The following is a 22037-nucleotide window of genomic DNA, read 5'->3' as shown; positions in this document are numbered from 1 at the left end:
CTGTTTTATATCCCGTATTTCCCAGACTTAAATCCAAGTTTGGTTAAACCTTGTTTTACTTCAGGTGCATTCATAAATAATTTCCACAATAAACCCGTTCTGTAGTTTTCAATCATTACTACTTCTGGTCCCTGATCTATTGCTAAATAGCGTTTTGCCACCCATTTATTTTGTAAACTAAGGGCATCATAAAATCCTGCATTTCCCCAAGTTTCTTCTTTGTGATTGTCGTATAGATTACGAATTACAGCCATCGATTCTTTTGGAGTATATACAATTGAACTTATTGCTGCAGTTGGCGAAATAACACCTTGATCATTGCTTGGCATATGTGCATTATATCCAACAGAGCCATCAGGGTTTCTGGAATATGATGCTGTTAGTCCCCAATAATCAGCACCATATCCCTCAACCTTGTTTGGATTCTCAACACAATATTGATAATTTATTTTTGTCTGATTTACGTTTAAATCCCAGTAATTAGCATATTTATCTGTTAACTGATTTGGATCTAAACCAACATACGAATAATGCGCCCAGAATAAAGGCCCGCCAAATTCTTCTGCACCGTTATGTTTTAAAATTAGAGGAATGTAATATTTTGTTTTAGCAGAAACGATGTCGCCGCTTCTTGCCCAGCCTTCATGATAGGCTTTTGCATCTATTGTATGTGTTGGCGAAGATGCTGCCATTACGTAAGTGATTAAACATTCGTTATATCCTTGTAATGGGAAATTCATTTGCCATGCGTAGTTAGGTGACCAATGCCAGTATAAAACGTTTTTATTATTAGTGTACCAATTCCACTCCACGCCTTTCCAAAGTGCATCGAATTTTTGAGCGACAGCTTTTTCATTTTCAGAACCATCTTTAAGATATTCACGAACTGTAATCATTCCCGCAACCAAAAATGAAGTTTCGACTAAATCGCCGCCATTATCCTTGGTTCCAAAAGGTTTTACTTTTCCTGTATTTCCGTCAATCCAGTGCGACCATGCTCCATGAAAACGATCTGCCTTGCCTAAAAAGTCTGCAATTTTGTTTAGTCTTTCTACACCTTGTTCTTTGGTAATATAACCTTGAGACATTCCAGAAACCAATGCCATTAAACCAAAACCTGAACCACCTGTTGTAACAATATTTGAATCGTTTTCAGGATAATTTCCATCTGGATGGTAACGTTCTCTGGCTAATCCAGAATTGGGCTCTGCGTAATCCCAGAAGTATTTAAAAGTTTGTTTTTGAACAGCATCCAAAAGCTGTTCATCTGTTAATTTTACAGTTGCAGTATTTTCTCCTTCATTTTCTTTTGATTTTTCGGAATTAGATCCGCAACCAAAAAAGCTAAAAACTAATAATAAAACTGAAATTCTAATCATTATAAAAATTTAAAATTTAATAATAATCACTTCCTTCAGAGTTTGAAGGAAGTGATTTTAAAATATTAATTAATAACCACCAGGGTTTTGAGTTGAGTATCCAACTGATTCTCTGATAAAAAATGTAGGTATTGGAAATAATTCATGTTTACCAACTACAAATGTTTTTCCATCAGCAGCCATTGCAGCAGGAGCCTGACCAGTTCTAACAATATCAAACCATCTGTCATGTTCAAAAGCTAATTCTACTCTTCTTTCTTTCCAGATAGCAGTTCTAACAGCTGCTTGAGAAACAGCAGGAGTATCTCCTAAGTTAGCTCTGTGTCTTACTTGATTTAGTAATGGAGTTGCGGCGCCAGTTTGCCCTAACTCATTTAAAGCTTCTGCTTTCATTAATAAAACTTCAGCATATCTTAAATATCTAAGGTTAGTATCTGTAAATTCTACATTGTAAAAATCAGATGAGTATGCTTTATAATTATACATTGGATTCGTTACAGTTGATGCAACTACACGTCCGTCATATAAAACTGATCCTCTAAAAATAATTGTAGCCGCTCTTCTAACGTCACCTGCTTCATAAGCATCAGCTAAACCTTGTGATGGTGTATTGAAACCCCATCCCCATCCTCCAGCACCTCTAGGCGCTTGAGAAACAGTATAATTACCAATTCCTAATTTTAAATCTGAAGTTGGTGAACCAACACCATTAATTTCAAAAATAGATTCAGAACCAAACTCTCCGTCCTTTTTAAACTGTAAAGAATAATCTGAAACTAAAGAATAACCTGTTACTTTATCACAGTTATCAATTACTTCCTGCCATTTCTTTTGGTATAGACTAACTTTTGCAAGTAATGCATAAGCTGAACCTTTAGAAACTCTTTCTTTATCGTTACCAGAATAAGTCGATTTCTCAGGCAATAATTCAGTTGCTTCAGCTAAATCTTTTTCAATAAAAGTATATACCTCTGCAGCTGTCTTACGCGTTAACTGCATTACTTTATCTTCTTCAGATAATGGTGTATTTGCTAAACGGTCAACAATTGGAACACCTCCATAACCTTTTACTAAAGTAAAATACATGAAAGCTCTCATAAATTTAGCTTCACCAATTAATCTGTTTTTTAATGCTGGCGTAACTTTATCGAGTTGAGGAAGGTATGTTAATGCTTGATTACATCTGTTTATTCCTGCATAATTTGCTTTCCAAACACTTTCAAATGATGGAGTTGAAGCATTGTAAGTCAAAGCATCAATAACGTCTTTATCTGTTCCTGTATCTCCAGGGTCAGAACCTTTATCAGCATCATCTGAGATTATACTTGTAACAGCATTCCATCCAAAAGATGACATGTCCCAAGATAAAAATTGGTTGTAGATGGATGTAACCAATTCAGTGGCTTTAGTATCTGTATTAAGATATTCTACATCAACGGGGATTTTATCCGTTTGATCCACATCTAAAAAATCATCTGAACATCCTGAAAAGAAAAGTCCAGTAAGTAAAAGTGATATATAAAGTCTTTTCATAATATTAAAATTTTAAATTAGCTCCAATAACAAATGATCTCAATGAAGGGTAAGCATCAAGCTCAACACCTTGAGTACCTGTTACTAATTCACCGTCTCCTAGAGCTTCTGGTGAAAATCCTGAGAATTTCTGAGTAATAAACGGATTAACCGCATTTACATATAGTCTACAGAAACTGATAAAACCATCTTCTTTTAAAGGAAGTTTGTATCCTACAGTAATGTTGTTAATTCTAAAGAAATCTGCTGATTCTAAGTAATAAGTTGAAGCAACTGGAACGTAATTAAATGGTGCTGGATTTGAAGCTGTGGTATTAGTTGGAGTCCAGAAATCTCTAGTTAAAGAAGCTTCTATATTTTCACCTGAAAAACGCTGTGCTTTTTTACCATTATAAACTTTTGCTCCTCCTGTTCCATAACCGTCAACAGAGAAATCAATGTTTTTATAGTTCAAACCTAAAGTAACACCGTAATTTAAAGTTGGAAGAACCGATCCAACATATTTTTTATCATTAACCTCATTTAATGCTCCTTGAGCAACTTTGTCTCCACTAGCATTATAGTACAGCATTTGACCATTTGCAGGATCTACTCCCGCATATTCATACATGAAGAAACTACCTAATGGCTGTCCTACTGATGTATCATATAATAATTTGGTGTTTTGTCCATTTCCTAAATTACCTCCAACAATCTGTGCAATTGATGGATTATTTAAACTTGATAATTTATTTTGATTATGAGAAAAGTTACCACCTACCCAATAGCTTAAATCATCATTAATTTTATCATCCCAACGCAAAGAAATCTCGTAACCTTTATTAGATACTTCACCAACGTGTGTAGCAGTTCTTTGTGTTAATCCTGAAGTAGAAAACGGAATTACATATAAAATCGCATTATCAGTGTTTTTATCATAAACATCAAATGATCCTTTTAATCTGTTGTTAAATAATTCCACATCAAAACCTGCAGAAAGTTCCTCTACAACTTCCCAAGATAAATTAGGGTCAATAGATGAATCTACACTGATTCCCTGACCTGAGTCTGGTCCATAATTTAAGCCTGATGTAAATGTTTGATTATTTAATGGAACATTTTGATTTCCTAATTTTCCCCAAGAACCTCTAATTTTTAATAAATTAATTATTTTTGAATCTTTCAAAAAGTCTTCTTTAGATACGATCCACCCAGCTCCTAATGATGGGAATGTTCCCCAGCGATTTCCGTCAGAAAATTGAGATGATCCATCACGTCTCACGGTTCCTGTCAATAAATATTTATCCATTAATTTATATTGGAAACGAGCAAAATAAGATGATAATTTTCTTTGGCTTAATGCTACATCATTATATCCTACAACACTTGGCGCATATTGAACATTGTCTAATGCCCAATAATTAGAATTAGCTTCTACATTTTTTCTGGTAACTGTTAATTTTTCTCTTGTACCAATTACATTCGTTTCTATACCTGCTGTAACTTCTACATCGTGAATTTCTGCAAATACTTTATTATAAGTGAAATAGTTAGATAAATTCCAGTTGAAATATTGATCTCTATTTCTAGTTAAAGTATTTGTATTTAAACTGCTTGTATCATAAGCTGATGCAACTCTGTTTGGGTCTGCAGCTAACCATAGAGCCAGATTATCTACGTAGTTGTATTGCTTGTACGTATAAAATTCTCCGTTAAATTGTGATGTAAATTTTAATGATTTTGTAATATCATAATCTAATTTCAAACCTCCTTGAAGAATAACCGTTTGCTGTTTTTCGTCATTATAATCTACAGCACTTACAGGATTTCCAACTGAATTAAATTGTGAACCTGTTTCAGCTGCTACTCCATTATTAACAAATGGAACACCGTATTTTCCGTCAGCAAAACGTACAGGAATTATTGGCGATTGTCTGTAAGCTGTAGTAAATGCAGATAATGGTTTCGGTGTATTTTTAATAGAAGTAACACTGAAATTTTGACTTAATTTAAGTTTGTCTGAAATTTTATACTCATTATTATTTCTAATAGAGGTACGAGAATAATCCGTTCCATTCAAAATTCCTTTCTCTTCGTAATTTGCAGCACTTAAAAAATACTTAACACTTTCTGATGATCCAGAGATAGCAATGTTATTTTCTGAAAATGTACCTGTTCTTGTAATTGCATCATACCAATTTGTATTAACTGGCTGATTTAAAGAGAATTTATTTGGATCGTTAAAAGCAGCATTACTATAACGAGCAAATTCCTCGCTGTTTGCCATTTTTACTTTTTTCAAAGCAGTTTTAAAACCACTGTAACTATCAATATCTACAGTAAGTTTTCCTTTTCCTGCTTTTGTCGTAATCATGATAACTCCATTTGCACCCCTTGTACCATAAATAGCAAGTGCAGAAGCATCTTTTAAAACTTCATAAGAAGTAATGTCATTTGTATTAATATTATTGATATTATCCGTTGGCATACCATCAACAACATATAAAGGATTTCTTCCTCCTAATGCGGTTCCAACCCCTCTAATAACAACAGAAGGTGTTCCTCCAGGAGTGTTTGACGCAGTTACCTGAACCCCAGCCGCCTTACCTTGAATAGCTTGAGTTGCATTTGACACCTTCATTTTGGTAATTTCTTCTGATTTTAATGAGCTTACAGCAGAAGTATTATCAATTTTCTTTCTGGTACCATAACCAATAACAACTACTTCTTTAAGTGCAGTATCACCTGACTCTTTTAAAGTTATAGACATCATTCCTGCAGTTGCCGGCACAGAAACTGCATCAAAACCAAGCATAGAGATTTTTATAGTTTCTCCAACTTTAGCATTAATGGTAAAATTACCGTCGAAATCAGCATCAGCAGAAGTTTTGGACTCTGGAGCGCTAATAATTGCTCCTGGAACTCCCATTCCACTACTGTCTACTACCTTCCCTTTAATTGCTTGTGCCTGTCCCATCATATATGATGGCAGCAACAAGAGTGCTAAAAAGCTAAAAATAAAATTTTTCATACAGTACGTAATCGTTTAAGTTAGTAGAGCCAAATTAAACAATTACAACGTTGTAGTACATCAAATGACACTACAACACAGCTACATCATTATGTTAAATTTTCAGTATATACTAATGATAATCAGTATAATAAATGTTAAATTAATTTCGTTAACATTACGTTATGATGTAGTAATGATGTATTGGAATTCTGTAAAAATAGGTATGTAAAAATATAAATTCCGTAAAAAACAAAATCAAATCTTACAGACTTAATAAAAACTTTGAGAGGTTTTCATCCTGAGTAAGGTTTAATTTCTTTCTAAGGCGGTATCTGTGCAATTCAACACCTCTAAAAGAGATGTTCATCATAGGTGCAATTTCCTTTGAAGAAAGGTTCATTTTAAGATAAACGCACAGTTTTATATCTTTTGGGGTAAGGTGTGGATATTTCTTAGAAAGGTTTATAATAAACTCATTATGGATTTGATTCAAATTGGTTTCAAATGTTTCCCATTCGTGTTTATTAACCTCATTAATTTTAATTGCTTTTTTGATTTCGCTCTTCAGCTTGCTGAAATCTTTTTCTTTATCTAAAATATCCTGAATTTTATCAATCATCTCTGTCTGTTTGGCAATTGACAATGATTTTCCCGCAACCTCAGAAGATTTTGTCTGGAGTTCGAGTTCTAAAATATGTTTTTCATATTCTTGAAGATTAAGCTCATTTTCTTTTTTAAGCTCCATCTCAAGAATCTCTCTCTGATGCTTTAATTCTTCGGCCTGCAATTTTAGTTTTTGCATGTAACGCAGCTTATTCCATTTATAATAGAAAAATAAAACCGCTCCAACCACAAGCAGATACAAAAAGATCATCCAAAAAGAGAAATACCACGGTTCTGCCACTTTAAATTTGTAAAAAGAAACTTTATCATAAGTTGCTCCGTCGTGTTTAAATATTTCTACAGAATGGTAACCGCTGCTTAAATTGTTTAGAATAATTAATCCGTCCGAAATTGGAATAAAATCTTTTTCTTTATCCAGCTTATAAAATAAATTGGGTTTACTTCCTCCATAAATTCCAGAAATGACATTTATTTTTAATTCGGTATTGAATTTAATTTTGGATTGATTAGGAATTAAAAGATCATTACTAAAAGCTTCAATTTCAACTTTCGAATTTTGTTTGTTTTCATACTGGAGGTTAAGCGAAATAAATCCGTCATCCAGGTTAAATAAATAATAATTATCTTTTTTAAAGATTCTTAGGTTTTCATTTATCAGCTTCCCTTTATAATATTTTTCCTGAATGATATTCCAGATAAATTTATTTCCTTCGGCATAAATATGGTATAAAATTCCATTTTGCAAAACCATAAAATGATCTTCATCTATAGAAACAACATCGGTTACATTTTTAAAACTGGCATTAAACAATTGGTTTTCTTCTAATTTATTGGAAATAGAATTATAAGTATACCAAGTATTATTGATGAGAAAGAGTATTTCTTTTCTAAATTCAAAAATTTTGATTCCGAAATCATTTTGTATTTTGCTTTGCTGCGTGACATTTTCGACCTTAAGAGTATTGTAATTGTCGTCTAATAAAACTCGGTACAAACCACGATAATTATCGGCCGCCCAAATTTCATTTTTTTTATTTTGCGCTACATATTTGATAGGCTTCGCAAGATCTTTAATGATTTTATACTTAGAAAGATTGGATGGATCATCATAAACCAAAATACCGCTGTATGTTGACTGAAAATAAGTGTCATTAATACTGCTTTTAGACATATTCCAACCGCCGCTTACTCCATTTATTTTTGTTAAATCGTTATTTTCATAGGAGAAAGTTCCATCATTATGTCCGATAATATATTTTCCGTCTATTAAAGAAATATTCCATGCCTGTCCTTGAGTGTTGGGAATCATATTGAATTTTCCTGAACTATATTCGAAAATACCGTGATTGGAAGCAATTAAATATCCTTTATTGATTGTCGCAACCGCATACACCGATCCTAAGATTCCAGAATTATCGTAAAAGAAAGATATTGGAGAATTGACTTCAACATGCGCAATTCCATTATCCAAACCGAGCCAAAGATCATTTTCTTTATCGAATCCTAAACTTAAAATAGAATTATTCATTAGAACATTGTCGCGTTCAATATTTTTATAGGAATTGTTTTTTAAATCTAAAATAAAAATTCCTCTATTTCCTGTTCCAATGACTAATTTTTCTCCTTTTATAAATTTGGCCACGTTAATTGTAGCCGATTTTAAAGTTTCGTTGATTGGATTTTCCCACGTTTTTAAACCATCATCATCAGCAACAAAAACACCTTTTTTCTGTGTAAATATGTAGGTTTTATTGTGATACTTTTCTATGGCATGAACAACTGTCTTTTTTAAAATGTTCCATCCTTTTGGATTAGAAATATATTTACCATTCATTTTAAAAATTCCGTCCTTAACAGATGCGACATATAAATTATTATCCACAGCAAAACAATACGAAATAAGAAAAGGAAATTTAATTTTCTTGATCGTTTTTCCGTTATAAATAAAAACGTCATTGAATGACTGAAAGTAAAGCGAGCCGTTAAACCTAAAAATTTTCCAAATCTCTTCGTTATCTTTTTCATCAAATAATTTCAGGTTTTTAGTAATCGAAACATAATGCATTGTTCCATCTTTTCGATACCAATAACCAAACTCTTTATAAGAACCCGAATAGATTTTATCTCCTTCAATTAAAATAGATCGAATAATGGTTTTGTTTGGAAGCGTATATTTTTCCCATTTCACTCCATCGTAACGAAGCAAATAGTGATTATTAGCAAAATACATCGCATCATCTTTACCTTGCGCTACATTCCAGATTTGATTATCACCCTGATAATCTGACTTGCTGTAATTTTCTACGAAAGGAAGTAATTCTTGTGCTTGAAGTTGTAAAGCGATGAAAAAGAAGAAAACTGATTTTAAAAGTATCGATTTCAAGATATTCGGATTTATATTCAAAGATACTTACAAAAATTCAATTTTTAAAGACAAGAAAAAGCTTCTCGATTGAGAAGCTTTTTCTTGTCTTTTCGATAAAATTATTTTTTCCACTTGAGTAATATCGACTTAGGGGCGTAATGAATAACAAATCCTTTTTCTAAAGATTTTTTCATTTGTTTTAAATATTCTACATTGACAGTTTTTTTATCTTTAAATTCTATCAATTCAGTTTCGGTTTTTAATTCCGTTTCATTTCTAATTTCAAACATATCCCATTCAGAATAATCTTTCGGATTAATTAAACAAGAAACTGTCTGTGGTCGCACATTATTTACAAACTTATCCAAATTACAAATTTCATTTTCTAATTTATAATTCAACCAGTCTTTATCTGCAATATCAGAAACATGAAAAATATGCACTGTATTTTTTATCTTATTTAATAATACAATTTCTGTAAAATCATATAAATGACCTATTTGAAGAAAATGGTCTGAAATTTCAGATCTAAACTCTTCTTCAAAAACATCTAATTCTTCTGATGAGTTTAAAAAACTAAATGGCATTTCAAATTCATCATCGTCACCATCGATAATTAAATTTGCTGGTATGGAAAGTAGATTATCTCCAAAAATTTTATAATTATAAATTTCTCTAAAATTTTCAGGAAACAACAAACGGCTTTTTACGTCTAATTGGGAATATTCAGAATAATCTCCTAATTGTTTTTCAAGCTCAAATAGTTTATTTTCCATCTTTAATGTTAATTTTCAAGCAACTGAAAAACTTGATTTGCAATTTCATATTCTTCATCTGTTGGAACCACTAGTATTTTTACAGTCGAATCTGCAGTATTTATTTCTCTCAATTCTTTAGAGCGGATTTGATTCTTAGCTGTATCAATTTGAATTCCGAAATAATCCATATCAGTGCAGATTAAATTGCGCATAAATGAAGAATTTTCACCAATTCCAGCTGTAAAAACAATAGCATCTAATCCGTTTAAAGCTGCTGCGTAAGCACCAATAGTTTTTCTAATTCTGTAAGCATTCATCAATAAAGCAAGTTCACAGTCTTTATTTCCTTCCTCCGCTTTTGATTCGATATCACGAAGATCGCTGTAACCTGTTAAACCAAGCATTCCGCTTTGTTTTAGTAAAATAGAATTAACCTCATCTGGTGTATAACCTAGGTTTTTTACCATATAAAAAATAACCGACTGATCGATATCACCTGCGCGAGTTCCCATAATTAAACCATTTGAAGGTGAAAAGCCCATCGTGGTATCGATACTTTTTCCGTCTTTAATCGCAGTCATACTGCAGCCATTTCCTAAGTGAATGGTAATAATTTTAGAATTCTTTTCTAAATAACTAATCGCTTTTTCTGAAACATATTTATGACTTGTTCCATGAAAGCCATACACACGAACTTTATGTTCTGTCAGTAAGAAATTCGGAATAGCATATTTGTGCGCTTCAACGGGAATTGTCTGATGAAAAGCCGTATCAAAAACGGCAACTTGTTTTGCATCTGAAAAAATTTCTTCCGCAACATTGATTCCCACTAAGTGTGCAGGATTATGAAGAGGCGCTAATTCTGATAATTCTTTTATTTTCTCCTTAACTTCCTCAGTAATAATAGCTGTGTCAGAGAAATAACTTCCTCCATGAACCACTCTATGTCCAACAGCTGTAATTTCTGAAGTAGTTTTGATTACTCCGGTTTCAGGATCTAAAAGCATATCGGCTACTTTTTGTAAACCTACTTTATGAGTTGGAACTGGCAGTATTTCTTCAAAAGAATTCACAGCCGTTTTAAAGGTAATATTTGAAGTTTCTAAACCAATTCTGTCAATCATACCGCTGCAAATTACTTCATTTGTCGGCATAACCATTAATTGATATTTTATTGAAGAACTTCCTGAATTTATAATTAGTATTTTCATTCTTTTTAAGTTGCTAAGGTTCTCAGAAGCTAAGATTCTAAGGTTTTTAGTTTATTATTTAATTTTTAATTGATTTACATTCCCTGCGCCTGAATCGCTGTAATTACAACTGTATTAATGATATCATCAACAGTACAGCCACGGCTCAAATCGTTTACAGGCTTATTTAAACCTTGCAGCATTGGACCAATTGCCAAAGCTCCTGTTTCTCTTTGAACGGCTTTGTAGGTATTATTTCCTGTATTTAAATCAGGAAAAATAAGTACACTCGCCTGCCCCGCTACTTCTGAGTCTGGCATTTTGCTTTTTCCTACACTCAAATCGACCGCTGCATCATACTGAATTGGACCTTCGATTTTTAAGTCAGGGCGTTTTTGTTTTACAATTTCAGTTGCGGCTCTTACTTTCTCTACTTCATCTCCTTTTCCTGATGAACCTGAAGAATAAGAAAGCATGGCAATTTTTGGTTCAATTCCGAAAGCTGCACTTGATTCTGCCGATGAAATAGCGATTTCTGCCAATTGTTCTGCAGTTGGGTTCGGATTGATGGCACAGTCTCCAAAAACAGAAACCCTGTCTTCTAAGCACATAAAAAACACAGAAGAAACTACAGATGAATTGGGTTTGGTTTTAATGAATTGAAGCGCTGGCAAAATAGTATGCTGCGTTGTATGTGCCGCACCAGAAACCATTCCGTCTGCATGACCTTTATACACCATCATAGTTCCGAAATACGAAACATCTTCCATTAAATCTCTTGCCATTGTAATACTAACATTTTTAGCTTTTCGCAGCTCATAATAGGTATTGGCATAATCCTCATAAAACTCAGATTCTATCGGATTTATAATATTTACTTTAGAAAAATCAAATGTAATTCCAAGTTCTGTTACTTTACTTTCAATTTGTTTTTTATCCCCAATAATTGAAATATCAACCACATCCATATCTAATAATCTTGATGCTGCAGTAATAATTCGATCATCATTTCCTTCTGGAAGTACAATATGTTTGCGGTGCTGTTTGGCTCTTTTAACCATGTTGTATTGAAACATTTTAGGCGTCATACCTTCTGCTTCAAAAGTGATTAATCTTTCTGACAGTGCATCATTATCAACATATTTCTCGAAAGTAGTTATTGACGTTTCAATTTTATGCGTGTTATTGGCATAAATTTCAGATTTAATAGATCCTATTTTGTTTGTAATATGATAAGTTCCGCCATCAACAGCAATAATTGGAACAATTGCCGAAAGTCCTTCTATAAGCTTTAAAATACTTTCTTCTGGAACAATATTTCCTGTTAGAATAATTCCCGAAATAGTGGGATAATTAGCCGATTCATTTGCCTGCAAAGCGCCTAAAATAATATCCGAACGATCTCCTGGAGTGATTACTAACGCATTGTTATTCAAATGAACTAAATAATTATGAAGCTGCATTGCGCCCACGCTAAAATGACCGATTTCGTTATTAAGGTAATTTTCTCCAAAGAGTACTTTAGCACCCAATTCATGTACAATCTCCTGCATGGTCGGATTGTTCAAACTTGAGATCAACGGAATTGTATTAATTAAAACATTGGACGGTAAACTTTTCTGTAAACTTTTGGTAACCAATTCTATATTTTCGGGCTGCACTTTATTGGCAAAAACCGATAAAACCTCAACCTCTTTTACTTTGAAAGAATCATAAACCAAATACAAACTGTCTACTAATTCTTCTAAAGTTTTACCAACTCCCGAACCTATAATGATGGTTGGAATCCCAAGGTTCTTAGCAATTAAAACATTCAAATCTAGTTCGATAGAAGTTCCTTCACCAGTAAAGCTCGTTCCTTCTACCAAAACAAAATCAAAGCGTTCTTCAAGTTTCTTATATTTTTCGATAATCAAATCGAGAACTTCTCCAATTTTACCTTTGTTCTTTTTTTTGATTAATCTGCTTTTGGTAATCGCATACGCATCTTCAAACTGAATATCAAGGTTAAAATAAGACAAAACCGTTTCAATATGATTGTCCACCTCACCATCAACAAAATCTTCGATTATAGGCCTAAAATAACCTACCTTGGCTGTTTTACCAATTAAGATACTCATCAAACCGAGCGTAATAATCGACTTACCACTATTGTGATCACTAGTGGCTATATATATTGCTTTACTCATGATTTATTTATATTTATTCTAAATAACAAATTTATACAATTCAATTCTTTTAATACGGTAACAAACGTTAAAACCATCTTCTTTTCTTAAAATAAATGATTAAAGCTACAACCAATAAAAACATAATACCCATAACCACAAAATAACCGTTTTGGGTTTTGAGTTCCGGCATGTTTTCAAAGTTCATTCCGTACACTCCCACGATAAAGGTCAGCGGAATAAAAACGGCTGAAATTATAGTAAGGGTTTTCATAATCTCATTCATTTTTCGGCTTTGTTCCGAAAAATAAAAATTGGATGCACTTTCTAAAGCACTCATATCAGATTCTATCTGCTCTAAAAGCTCTAAACTCTTTTGATGCAGTCTGACAAAGAAATTAAAAGTTTCTTTCTGAATAAGCCCGTTATTTTCGTCATCATCCTTTATTGTTTTGAGATAATACAATGAATCCCGAAGCGGTACAATCGAACGCTTTAAAAAATTAAAATTATCTCGATGATTCTCGATTTTTTCTAAAATAACTGGATCTGCCCCTTTTTTAGTCAAGTTGATTAATTCTTCTATCTTATCTTCTTCATCTTCAATTGTAATGTAAAAATTCTCCATTACGGCATCTAAAAGCAAGTATAAAAGATAATCTACTTTTTTAGTTCTAACGATTCCTGCATGCGTTCGAAGGCGTTCGCGGATATGAGTGAAGAAATCACTTCGTTTTTCCTGAAAAGAAATCAGTATTCCGTCTTTTAAAATAAAACTAATCTGCTCGACACTTAGATTATCCGAATATTCAGAAGGCAGCAATGATTTTATATTAAAGAACAATACATTTTGCTGTTCTTCTAATTTTGTTCTTTTGGTGGTGTTTAAAATATCGGCGAGCAGAAAATCATCTAATTTAAAATGCGTTCCGATTGTTTTAATGAGATTAATATCATTTAGACCATGAATGTTCAGCCAATTGTTTTTCGTGTAATCAAAACAAGAATTAAGGGCAAGAACCGTAAACTTATCATATTCTATTACATCAGCATCATCATACACAAAAAGCTGCATTTCGCTTTCATGCTCCTTATGAGATCCCGTATACTCTAATGTAATGTGTTGCAGCTTTCGGCCTTTCTTATATTTGATCTTTCTCATTCAAAAAAATTTACAATAGTAATATTACGAAAAAGAATTCGAATGGGAAATGACAATTGTCAGTTTGTGAAAAACTAAATCAACTTAAAATATAGTACTTTTACTACTTTTTAATCAAACCAAACAGGTTTTTAAAACCTGTCTGGTTTCCATAGAGAATCTTTAATGCATAAAATTGAAAATCTTGAATATGGAAAATATTACCATATTTTTAATAGAGGAATTAACAGCGAAAATTTATTCAAGGAAAATAGAAATCATGAATATTTTTTAATGCTTTACAGCAAACATATCGACCCTATTGCTGAAACATATGCTTGGTGTTTATTAAAAAATCATTTTCACTTATTGGTAAGAATTAAAACCTTGGAAGAAATTTTACAGATACAAAAGGAAAATGAAATCAAAAAAAATATTCTCCTACATCAATCTTTTGGCAATTTATTCAATGCTTACACAAAGGCAATTAATAAAGGTTATAATAGACACGGAGCTTTATTTGAAAGACCTTTTAAAAGAAAACTAATAGATAATGAGACTTATTTACGCTCTGTTATAAAATACATCCATTATAACCCTGTCAATCATGGATTCTGCGAACACCCAATAGAATACCCATGGAGTTCTTATATTACTTGCATTTCTGAAAAACCAACTAAATTAAAACGTGAAAAAGTAGTTTCGTTGTTTAAAAATGTCGAAGGTTTAAAAACTTCACATAATCAAAAAGAAAATTTCACTCCCCTAGAAGAGTTTTTAAATCTGTGACGTAATCTATAACAAACCCGACAGGTTTTTTAAACCTGTCGGGTTTAACGGCACGCAAATACACGGCATAAAACAATATCCAAATCTTAACCGCAAAGAAACCCGACAGGTTTAAAAAACCTGTCGGGTTTAACGTCACGAAATACATCACAAAAAACAATATCCAAATCGTAACCGCAAAGAAAACCCGACAGGTTTTGAAAACCTGTCGGGTTTAACGTTGCGCAAATACACGGCATAAAACAATATCCAAATCGTAACCGCAAAGGAAACCCGACAGGTTTTGAAAACCTGTCGGGTTTAACGTCATGCAAATACACCGCACAAAACAATATCCAAATCGTAACCGCAAAGAAAACCCGACAGGTTTTGAAAACCTGTCGGGTTTAACGTCACGCAATACATCACAAAAAACAATATCCAAATCGTAACCGCAAAGAAAACCCGACAGGTTTTTGAAACCTGTCGGGTTTAATATAAGCAACCATAAAAAAAACCGAGTCATTTCTGACTCGGTTTTCAATCTTAATACTTTGTACTAATTACTTAGTACTAAAGAATTATTTTACTTCTTCGAATTCAACGTCTTCAACATTGTCTCCAGAAGACTGCTCTTGTTGTGGAGCAGCTTGCTGTCCTTCACCTCCTTGAGCGTACATTGCTTCTGTAGCTGTTTTCCAAGCTGCATTTACATTGTCTAATCCTTTTTGGATTGCATCAAGATCTTGAGATTGGTGAGCCATTCTCAATTCAGTTAAAGCATATTCGATAGCTGTTTTGTGCTCATCTGTAAGTTTATCTCCCAATTCTTTCAATTGACTTTCAGTTTGGAAAATAGTACTATCAGCTTCGTTCAATTTCTCAGCTCTTTCTTTTGCAATTCTGTCAGCGTCAGCGTTAGCTTCAGCATCTTTTTTCATTTTTTCGATTTCTTCAGCTGTTAATCCAGAAGAAGCTTCGATACGGATATCATGAGATTTTCCTGTTCCTTTATCAGTTGCAGAAACTTTGATGATACCATTAGCATCAATATCAAAAGTTACTTCAATTTGAGGAACTCCTCTTGGCGCTGGTGGAATACCATCTAAGTGGAAACGACCGATAGTTTTGTTATCAGCAGCCATTGCTCTTTCTCCTTGTAATACGTGGATTTCAACAGATGGTTGAGAATCAGCAGCAGTAGAGAATACTTGAGATTTTTTAGTTGGGATAGTTGTGTTAGACTCGATTAATTTAGTCAATACACCACCCATAGTTTCGATACCTAAAGAAAGAGGAGTTACGTCAAGTAACAATACATCTTTTACATCTCCAGATAAAACTCCACCTTGAATAGCAGCTCCAATAGCAACAACCTCATCAGGGTTAACACCTTTAGATGCTTTTTTACCGAAGAATTTCTCCACTTCATCAGCGATTCTTGGCATACGAGTAGAACCTCCAACAAGGATTACTTCGTCGATATCAGATGTAGATAAACCTGCATCTTTTAATGCTTTAGCAACTGGCTCCATAGAACGTTTTACTAAAGTATCAGATAATTGTTCAAATTTAGCTCTAGATAATTTTTTCACTAAGTGTTTTGGTCCAGAAGCAGTAGCCGTTACGTAAGGTAAGTTGATTTCTGTTTCAGCAGAAGATGATAATTCAATCTTAGCTTTCTCAGCAGCTTCTTTCAAACGTTGTAATGACATTGGGTCTAAACGTAAATCAATACCTTCTTCAGTTTTGAATTCGTCAGCTAACCAGTCAATAATAACTTGGTCAAAATCATCACCACCTAAGTGAGTATCACCATTTGTAGATAATACTTCAAATACACCGTCTCCTAATTCAAGAACAGAGATATCAAAAGTACCTCCACCTAAATCGTAAACAGCAATTTTTTGATCAGTTCCTTTTTTATCTAATCCGTAAGCAAGTGCAGCAGCAGTTGGCTCGTTGATGATACGCATAACTTTAAGACCAGCGATTTCACCAGCTTCTTTAGTAGCTTGACGTTGCGCATCGTTAAAGTAAGCAGGAACAGTAATAACCGCTTCAGTTACAGTTTGACCTAAATAGTCTTCAGCAGTTTTTTTCATTTTTTGAAGTGTCATTGCAGACAATTCTTGAGCAGTGTATAAACGACCGTCAATATCCACACGTGGAGTATTGTTATCACCTTTTACAACACTGTAAGGAACTCTTTTTGCCTCTTCTTGAGTTTCAGCAAAAGTGTGTCCCATAAAACGTTTAATAGAAGCAATCGTTTTTGTAGGATTCGTTACTGCTTGTCTTTTTGCAGGATCACCTACTTTAATCTCTCCACCTTCAACAAAAGCGATGATAGAAGGAGTAGTTCTTTTTCCTTCTGCGTTAGGGATAACAACTGCTTCGTTACCTTCCATTACAGAAACACAAGAGTTCGTCGTACCTAAGTCAATTCCGATTATTTTACCCATTTTTTATATATTTAATTTTTGATTTAATTTTATTAACTCAGGTGGCATAAGTCAATCTTTGTGCCAATATAAAAAACCAAAGTAATTTGTCAGTTATACTATTGGCACAACAATAATCTTCTGACAACATGACATTTTTTTAACCTGACAATCATGGCATAATTTATTTTTTCATGTCATTATTAAGGTATTAACGAGCCGTTTCCCGCTATACGCTATATCTTTTATGTCCGTCGCGACGGACATAAAATGCTACGCTTTGAAAGAAGTTCACCGAACTCCGATTAAAATAAAAGCATAGTGAAGTAATCGGGGCTAGGGCACTCATTTTCATCAACACTTTTCATTATTATCAAATCAGAATATATTTTTAATTAAATAATGAATTACTTACATTAGCATTTTTCTAAATCATTAAAATGAAAAAACGAATTCTCCTTGCCATATCAATTCTATTCGCATGTACAATTCAATCTTGCCTCAAGAAAGATAAAAGCAATAGTACAGCAAATACCGAAGTTGTAGACAGTCTTCCCTCTAAAGACATAGAAGAAACAAGTGAAGAGTCAGAAGAAAACATTCCTGAAGAACCCAATGTTACCTATCCTAAAACAGGAAATAAAATTGCCGATTTCCTACCCAAACTTGATATTTATGACGTTCAGTATGAAGCCGAAGGAGACTTGAACAATGATGGTTTAGCAGATATTGCTTTTGTATTGAAACATAAACAAAGTAATCTTTTAAAAAGACCAACATTAATTCTTTTGCAAAACGAAGATAAATCGTATCGTCTAGGCAAAGTTTCAAATACCGCAATGCCAATTGAATATAATGATTTCGATTACAAACTTTATGATACTGAAGATATTAGTATAGAAAAGGGAGAATTACAAATAAACCTTTACGGCGGCGGTCCAAGCGGTACTCATTTAAGTACATTCAAATTCGTAGGCAGCGACTTTATACTTACTACAATGGAGACTCATTATAGCGGTGCTGGTGGTCGTTCTGGACTTTTTTACGATTATGAAAAAGGAGAAATTACAACAACCGAAACCAACACAATGAAAGAAGATGAACCTACAACATCTGAAACTACCAAGGTAAAAACAAAATTACATCCTTTTGAAAGTATTTCAATTACTGACTTCTTTAATGAAGATGATAAATCTTAAAAAATTATACGCCCAATAATGGAAAATTACAGCATTATCATATTTATACTCGCCATTGTTATCGGATTATCCGCCTTCGCTGAAAAAGCAAAACTCCCATACCCTATTCTACTTGTTATTGTCGGCATAGCAATTGGCTTTATCCCAACAATGACAGAAATCGAAATAAATCCCGAAATTATATTTCTATTATTTCTGCCGCCTTTATTGTATGATGCCTCTTTTAATATTTCTCCAAAAGATTTTAAAACTAATATTAATACGATAGGAACGCTGGCCATTACTTTGGTTTTCCTTACTACATTTTGGATTGCCGTAGTAGCTCATTATATGATTCCAGATATAACCTGGCCGCTCGCATTTGTACTCGGAGCTATTCTTTCTGCAACAGATGCCGTTGCTGCCGTAAACATTACAAAAGGTCTCGGAATTTCTCATAAAACCATTACCATTTTAGAAGGCGAAAGTCTGATAAACGACGCGTCCGCATTAGTGGCCTATCGATTCGCAGTTGCTGCCGTAATGGGTTCGGCTTTTATAATCTGGCAGGCGACATTACAATTTATTTTATTATTGGGAGGCGGTTTTCTGGTTGGTTTTGTAATGGCAAAAATTCTTTCGTTTATCTTAAGCAAAGTCAAAAAGAATGCAAATGTCACAATCAGTTTTATGCTTTTAATGCCTTTTGTAACGTATTTAATAGCCGAACATCTTCACGTTTCTGGAGTAATTGCTGTTGTAATTTCAGGATTAGCCATTGCCCGTTTTAGTAAAAAGATATTTCCCGAAAGCTTAAAAAACAGTTCGCGAAGCCTTTGGGATATTATTATCTTCTTATTAAATGGATTAATATTCATCCTTATTGGACTTAACTTTAGATATGTCCTAAAAGATATTGATGACGATATGATACTGCCGTACATTGGTTACGCTTTTATTATCACGATCGTGGCATTGTTAATCCGATTTGTTAGAATATTTCTTCAAAAAATTAATCTCCAAAAAGCCTTTCAAAAAAATCGCGGCGGAAAAAGAAAAATTACCGAAGATGCACTTTTAGATTTCGATAATAGTATTATTCTAGGCTGGTCGGGAATGCGCGGTATTGTTTCTCTTGCCATCGCTATTGGACTTCCTAGGTTTCTGGAAGACGGCAGTCCGTTTCCAGAAAGAAATGCCATAATCTTTATTTCTGTTGCCGTTGTACTCTTTACTCTGATTGGACAAGGACTCACTTTACCATTGATTGTCAGAAGACTAAATACTAAAAAAACAGAAGAACTTCAATCCTGATTGTTTTCCTAAATAAATAATTTAACTAAAACCAAAATACAATTTAAATGACTGATAATTTAAAATACGTTACCAAACTGTTTAGCAGCGCAACATTTAGTTTTTTCAAAATCAATATTCTAGGGCAATTATTATCTGCCATTATATTAGTCATTTCTTTTTTTACAATTATTTACCAATCATCACCCAGAATGGGTCACGTAAACGGATCTGCTGTTCTAGTTATCTTATTTGCTTTACGACCAATTGGTTATACCTTGACCGTAATTTCTTTATTTGCAGTTCCCTTTTTATTGTTTTCTCTTGGAAATAAATATATTATATCAAAAACGATTCATAAATTATTAGCAGACAAAGGTGAGACATTACTTTTTCCAATCATCGATAAAGTTCTAGAAAAAATCAAATTAAACCAGCCCGATCTGCTAAAACAAGGAACAGATAAAACTAAATTAAAACTGAAATTACTGCAGGAAATAAGGGATTCTAAAGAAAACAAATGGCTCAAAAAAATAATCCTATACGGTTTAAAAAAAGTAAATCTTGACGAAATTGATTTTACAGATGAAAATGTAAGCTTTTCAGCAATTATAAAAGATAAAATTATAACGGGTTTAAAAAACGTCTCACAGCCTAACCGAAACTTTTTTTGGATCATTTTAGGAATTCAGCTAATCATTATGACGCTGCTTCTTTTACAGGTAATCTAAACACAAAATCAACATTAAAACCAAAAACAATGAATCCAGAATTACAAAGCCAATTTGACGAATTTGACAAACCTCCAATAATTAGACGCAAATTATTACCGTGGTGGATTAAAACTTTCTGCTGGATTTTTATGGTTTTAGCTGTAGCTGCCATTGGTTCGCTTATTACAAATCTTTTTGAACCAAGCGTACATCTGTCACTTTACGGATTTTCTAGCGACATTGCTTATTCTGGAACAGGCCTTTTTATAATTGCTACTATGCTCCTAAAAGGAGTTGCTGCTTATTCTCTTTGGTTTGAAAAACCAAATGCAATTATGATTGCAAAAATTGATGCCATTGTTGGAATTGCAATTTGTATTGCCTCAATGTTCATTATTCCCTTTACAATTGGAGATGGTCATATCTCTTTAAGATTAGAAATTTTATTACTCATTCCGTATTATATGAAAGTAAACAAAATTGAGTACGAATGGGATAATCTCGAAAGCATTTAAGATATAAAACAGATAAACAGCCAATTATAAAAATTTATCCTAACTTTATACTTCTGCCTTTTTATTTAATTAAAAAACATCAGAAATGACTTCAGCTATTCTTTCCACAACACCAAATTCTGAAATTGTTACTACCCGAATTTTAAATTTCCCGCAAGAGCTTGTTTTTAAAGCTTGGAGCGATCCCGAACATTTGCAAAAGTGGTGGGGTCCAAAAGGTTTCAGCAATACTTTTACCGAATTTAATTTTTGTGAAGGCGGTAAATGGAGCTTTATCATGCACGGTCCCGAAGTTGGAAATTATGCCAACGAATGCGAATTCATAAAAATAGACAAACCGAATCTTATTGCCTGGAAACGTTATTCGAAACCATTATTTCAAATTCTTACCACATTTGAAACCGTTGCTGAGAATCAGACGAAAGTTGTTTTTAAAATGCTTTTTGAAACTGAAGAGGAATGTCAAAAACTGAAACCGTACGTCGTCGATAAGAATGAAGAAAATTTTGATAAGCTGGAGGTAGAATTATCTCAGATGAAATTGTAATAAATCGATCTTTAAATGAGCTATAATATCTTTTTAGATAACCAGAAAATTGGTAACTCACATCTTGAGAAAGCAGATGCTCCAATGGGAGTTGTAAGTGGAAAAATTAATTTTACTGAAGTAGATTTAGACTATAATTATTTTAGTAATTACTGCAAAAAGAATTCAATAAAAACAGACGAATCAAAGGAAGATAAATTCATTTCAACCCAAATTATTCCAGCCTTAAAAGTTTACAATTCAAAAGAAGTCGAAATTAAAGGAATTGGATGCTATATTGAAGGCATAGATTCAGAAGAATTCGAAATTAATATCATTGGAATTCCATATCCACTTTATGAAGAAGAATTTCCTCAGCATGTAAATGAATATAGAGAATCATTCAAATAAGATTTTATACTTACAGCTGATTTGTTTTTTATTTGTAAT

The 22037-nt window shown here is 33.1% G+C and carries 16 protein-coding genes; 7 read left to right on the top strand and 9 right to left on the bottom strand.

The features are described 5' to 3' along the window. Window positions 1-5: 5 nt before the first annotated feature. The 8 genes from BSF42_RS19310 to corA form a co-directional block, all read right to left on the bottom strand. Window positions 6-1379 (bottom strand): glucoamylase family protein, encoded by a 1374-nt coding sequence (locus tag BSF42_RS19310; RefSeq protein ID WP_095954747.1) that lies wholly within the window; start codon window positions 1377-1379, stop codon window positions 6-8. Window positions 1380-1448: 69 nt separating this feature from the next. Continuing rightward, window positions 1449-2912 (bottom strand): RagB/SusD family nutrient uptake outer membrane protein, encoded by a 1464-nt coding sequence (locus tag BSF42_RS19305; protein ID WP_095954746.1) that lies wholly within the window; start codon window positions 2910-2912, stop codon window positions 1449-1451. Window positions 2913-2916: 4 nt separating this feature from the next. Continuing rightward, entirely contained in the window at window positions 2917-5922 is a 3006-nt protein-coding gene (locus tag BSF42_RS19300) for a SusC/RagA family TonB-linked outer membrane protein (RefSeq protein WP_095954745.1), read from the bottom strand. Window positions 5923-6166: 244 nt separating this feature from the next. Beyond that, window positions 6167-8911, bottom strand: a complete 2745-nt coding sequence (locus BSF42_RS19295; RefSeq protein WP_095954744.1) for a LuxR C-terminal-related transcriptional regulator — start codon at window positions 8909-8911, stop codon at window positions 6167-6169. A gap of 101 nt (window positions 8912-9012) precedes the next feature. After that, window positions 9013-9669 carry a hypothetical protein gene (locus BSF42_RS19290; RefSeq protein ID WP_095954743.1) on the bottom strand — a complete coding sequence of 219 codons (657 nt, stop codon included), beginning with the start codon at window positions 9667-9669 and terminating at the stop codon, window positions 9013-9015. An 8-nt stretch (window positions 9670-9677) separates the two neighbouring features. Next, a complete protein-coding gene (locus tag BSF42_RS19285) occupies window positions 9678-10862 on the bottom strand; it encodes an acetate/propionate family kinase (RefSeq protein ID WP_095954742.1) in 1185 nt (394 codons plus the stop codon). A 74-nt stretch (window positions 10863-10936) separates the two neighbouring features. Continuing rightward, the gene (gene pta / locus BSF42_RS19280; protein ID WP_095954741.1) at window positions 10937-13030 is read right to left on the bottom strand and encodes a phosphate acetyltransferase; all 2094 of its coding nucleotides are present in this window, start codon (window positions 13028-13030) and stop codon (window positions 10937-10939) included. Window positions 13031-13097: 67 nt separating this feature from the next. Further along, window positions 13098-14171, bottom strand: coding sequence for a magnesium/cobalt transporter CorA (gene corA / locus BSF42_RS19275; RefSeq protein ID WP_095954740.1), 1074 nt, complete (start codon window positions 14169-14171; stop codon window positions 13098-13100). Between the two features lie 165 nt (window positions 14172-14336). Between corA and BSF42_RS19270 the strand changes: the two genes are divergently transcribed. Continuing rightward, the gene (locus BSF42_RS19270; RefSeq protein WP_095954739.1) at window positions 14337-14939 is read left to right on the top strand and encodes a transposase; all 603 of its coding nucleotides are present in this window, start codon (window positions 14337-14339) and stop codon (window positions 14937-14939) included. A 560-nt stretch (window positions 14940-15499) separates the two neighbouring features. Here the strand turns inward: BSF42_RS19270 and dnaK are convergent. Then, window positions 15500-17383, bottom strand: a complete 1884-nt coding sequence (gene dnaK, locus BSF42_RS19265; RefSeq protein ID WP_095954738.1) for a molecular chaperone DnaK — start codon at window positions 17381-17383, stop codon at window positions 15500-15502. Between the two features lie 419 nt (window positions 17384-17802). Here dnaK and BSF42_RS19260 point away from each other — a divergent pair, with 419 nt between their 5' ends. From BSF42_RS19260 to BSF42_RS19235, 6 genes are all read left to right on the top strand, one after another. Beyond that, window positions 17803-18561, top strand: a complete 759-nt coding sequence (locus BSF42_RS19260; RefSeq protein WP_095954737.1) for a hypothetical protein — start codon at window positions 17803-17805, stop codon at window positions 18559-18561. A gap of 18 nt (window positions 18562-18579) precedes the next feature. Beyond that, window positions 18580-19854 carry a Na+/H+ antiporter gene (locus tag BSF42_RS19255; protein ID WP_095954736.1) on the top strand — a complete coding sequence of 425 codons (1275 nt, stop codon included), beginning with the start codon at window positions 18580-18582 and terminating at the stop codon, window positions 19852-19854. A 47-nt stretch (window positions 19855-19901) separates the two neighbouring features. Continuing rightward, window positions 19902-20564, top strand: a complete 663-nt coding sequence (locus BSF42_RS19250; protein ID WP_095954735.1) for a hypothetical protein — start codon at window positions 19902-19904, stop codon at window positions 20562-20564. Between the two features lie 29 nt (window positions 20565-20593). Beyond that, the gene (locus tag BSF42_RS19245) at window positions 20594-21061 is read left to right on the top strand and encodes a hypothetical protein (RefSeq protein ID WP_095954734.1); all 468 of its coding nucleotides are present in this window, start codon (window positions 20594-20596) and stop codon (window positions 21059-21061) included. Window positions 21062-21146: 85 nt separating this feature from the next. Beyond that, window positions 21147-21608, top strand: coding sequence for an SRPBCC family protein (locus BSF42_RS19240; RefSeq protein ID WP_095954733.1), 462 nt, complete (start codon window positions 21147-21149; stop codon window positions 21606-21608). Between the two features lie 15 nt (window positions 21609-21623). After that, on the top strand, window positions 21624-21998 hold the full coding sequence (locus tag BSF42_RS19235) for a hypothetical protein (RefSeq protein WP_095954732.1): 375 nt from the start codon (window positions 21624-21626) through the stop codon (window positions 21996-21998). Window positions 21999-22037 lie beyond the last annotated feature (39 nt).

The sequence above is a fragment of the Flavobacterium sp. ACN6 genome, from assembly GCF_002304005.1.
GTDB lineage: Bacteria > Bacteroidota > Bacteroidia > Flavobacteriales > Flavobacteriaceae > Flavobacterium.
This window is presented reverse-complemented; position numbering and strand designations above follow the sequence as displayed.

What these genes read in the sequence shown, in the direction of transcription:
- BSF42_RS19310 (WP_095954747.1), bottom strand. Translation starts at nt 1,379, where the DNA reads ATGATTAGAATTTCAGTTTTATTATTAGTTTTTAGCTTTTTTGGTTGC.
- BSF42_RS19305 (WP_095954746.1), bottom strand. Translation starts at nt 2,912, where the DNA reads ATGAAAAGACTTTATATATCACTTTTACTTACTGGACTTTTCTTTTCA.
- BSF42_RS19300 (WP_095954745.1), bottom strand. Translation starts at nt 5,922, where the DNA reads ATGAAAAATTTTATTTTTAGCTTTTTAGCACTCTTGTTGCTGCCATCA.
- BSF42_RS19290 (WP_095954743.1), bottom strand. Translation starts at nt 9,669, where the DNA reads ATGGAAAATAAACTATTTGAGCTTGAAAAACAATTAGGAGATTATTCT.
- BSF42_RS19285 (WP_095954742.1), bottom strand. Translation starts at nt 10,862, where the DNA reads ATGAAAATACTAATTATAAATTCAGGAAGTTCTTCAATAAAATATCAA.
- pta (WP_095954741.1), bottom strand. Translation starts at nt 13,030, where the DNA reads ATGAGTAAAGCAATATATATAGCCACTAGTGATCACAATAGTGGTAAG.
- corA (WP_095954740.1), bottom strand. Translation starts at nt 14,171, where the DNA reads ATGAGAAAGATCAAATATAAGAAAGGCCGAAAGCTGCAACACATTACA.
- BSF42_RS19270 (WP_095954739.1), top strand. Translation starts at nt 14,337, where the DNA reads ATGCATAAAATTGAAAATCTTGAATATGGAAAATATTACCATATTTTT.
- dnaK (WP_095954738.1), bottom strand. Translation starts at nt 17,383, where the DNA reads ATGGGTAAAATAATCGGAATTGACTTAGGTACGACGAACTCTTGTGTT.
- BSF42_RS19260 (WP_095954737.1), top strand. Translation starts at nt 17,803, where the DNA reads ATGAAAAAACGAATTCTCCTTGCCATATCAATTCTATTCGCATGTACA.
- BSF42_RS19255 (WP_095954736.1), top strand. Translation starts at nt 18,580, where the DNA reads ATGGAAAATTACAGCATTATCATATTTATACTCGCCATTGTTATCGGA.
- BSF42_RS19250 (WP_095954735.1), top strand. Translation starts at nt 19,902, where the DNA reads ATGACTGATAATTTAAAATACGTTACCAAACTGTTTAGCAGCGCAACA.
- BSF42_RS19245 (WP_095954734.1), top strand. Translation starts at nt 20,594, where the DNA reads ATGAATCCAGAATTACAAAGCCAATTTGACGAATTTGACAAACCTCCA.
- BSF42_RS19240 (WP_095954733.1), top strand. Translation starts at nt 21,147, where the DNA reads ATGACTTCAGCTATTCTTTCCACAACACCAAATTCTGAAATTGTTACT.
- BSF42_RS19235 (WP_095954732.1), top strand. Translation starts at nt 21,624, where the DNA reads ATGAGCTATAATATCTTTTTAGATAACCAGAAAATTGGTAACTCACAT.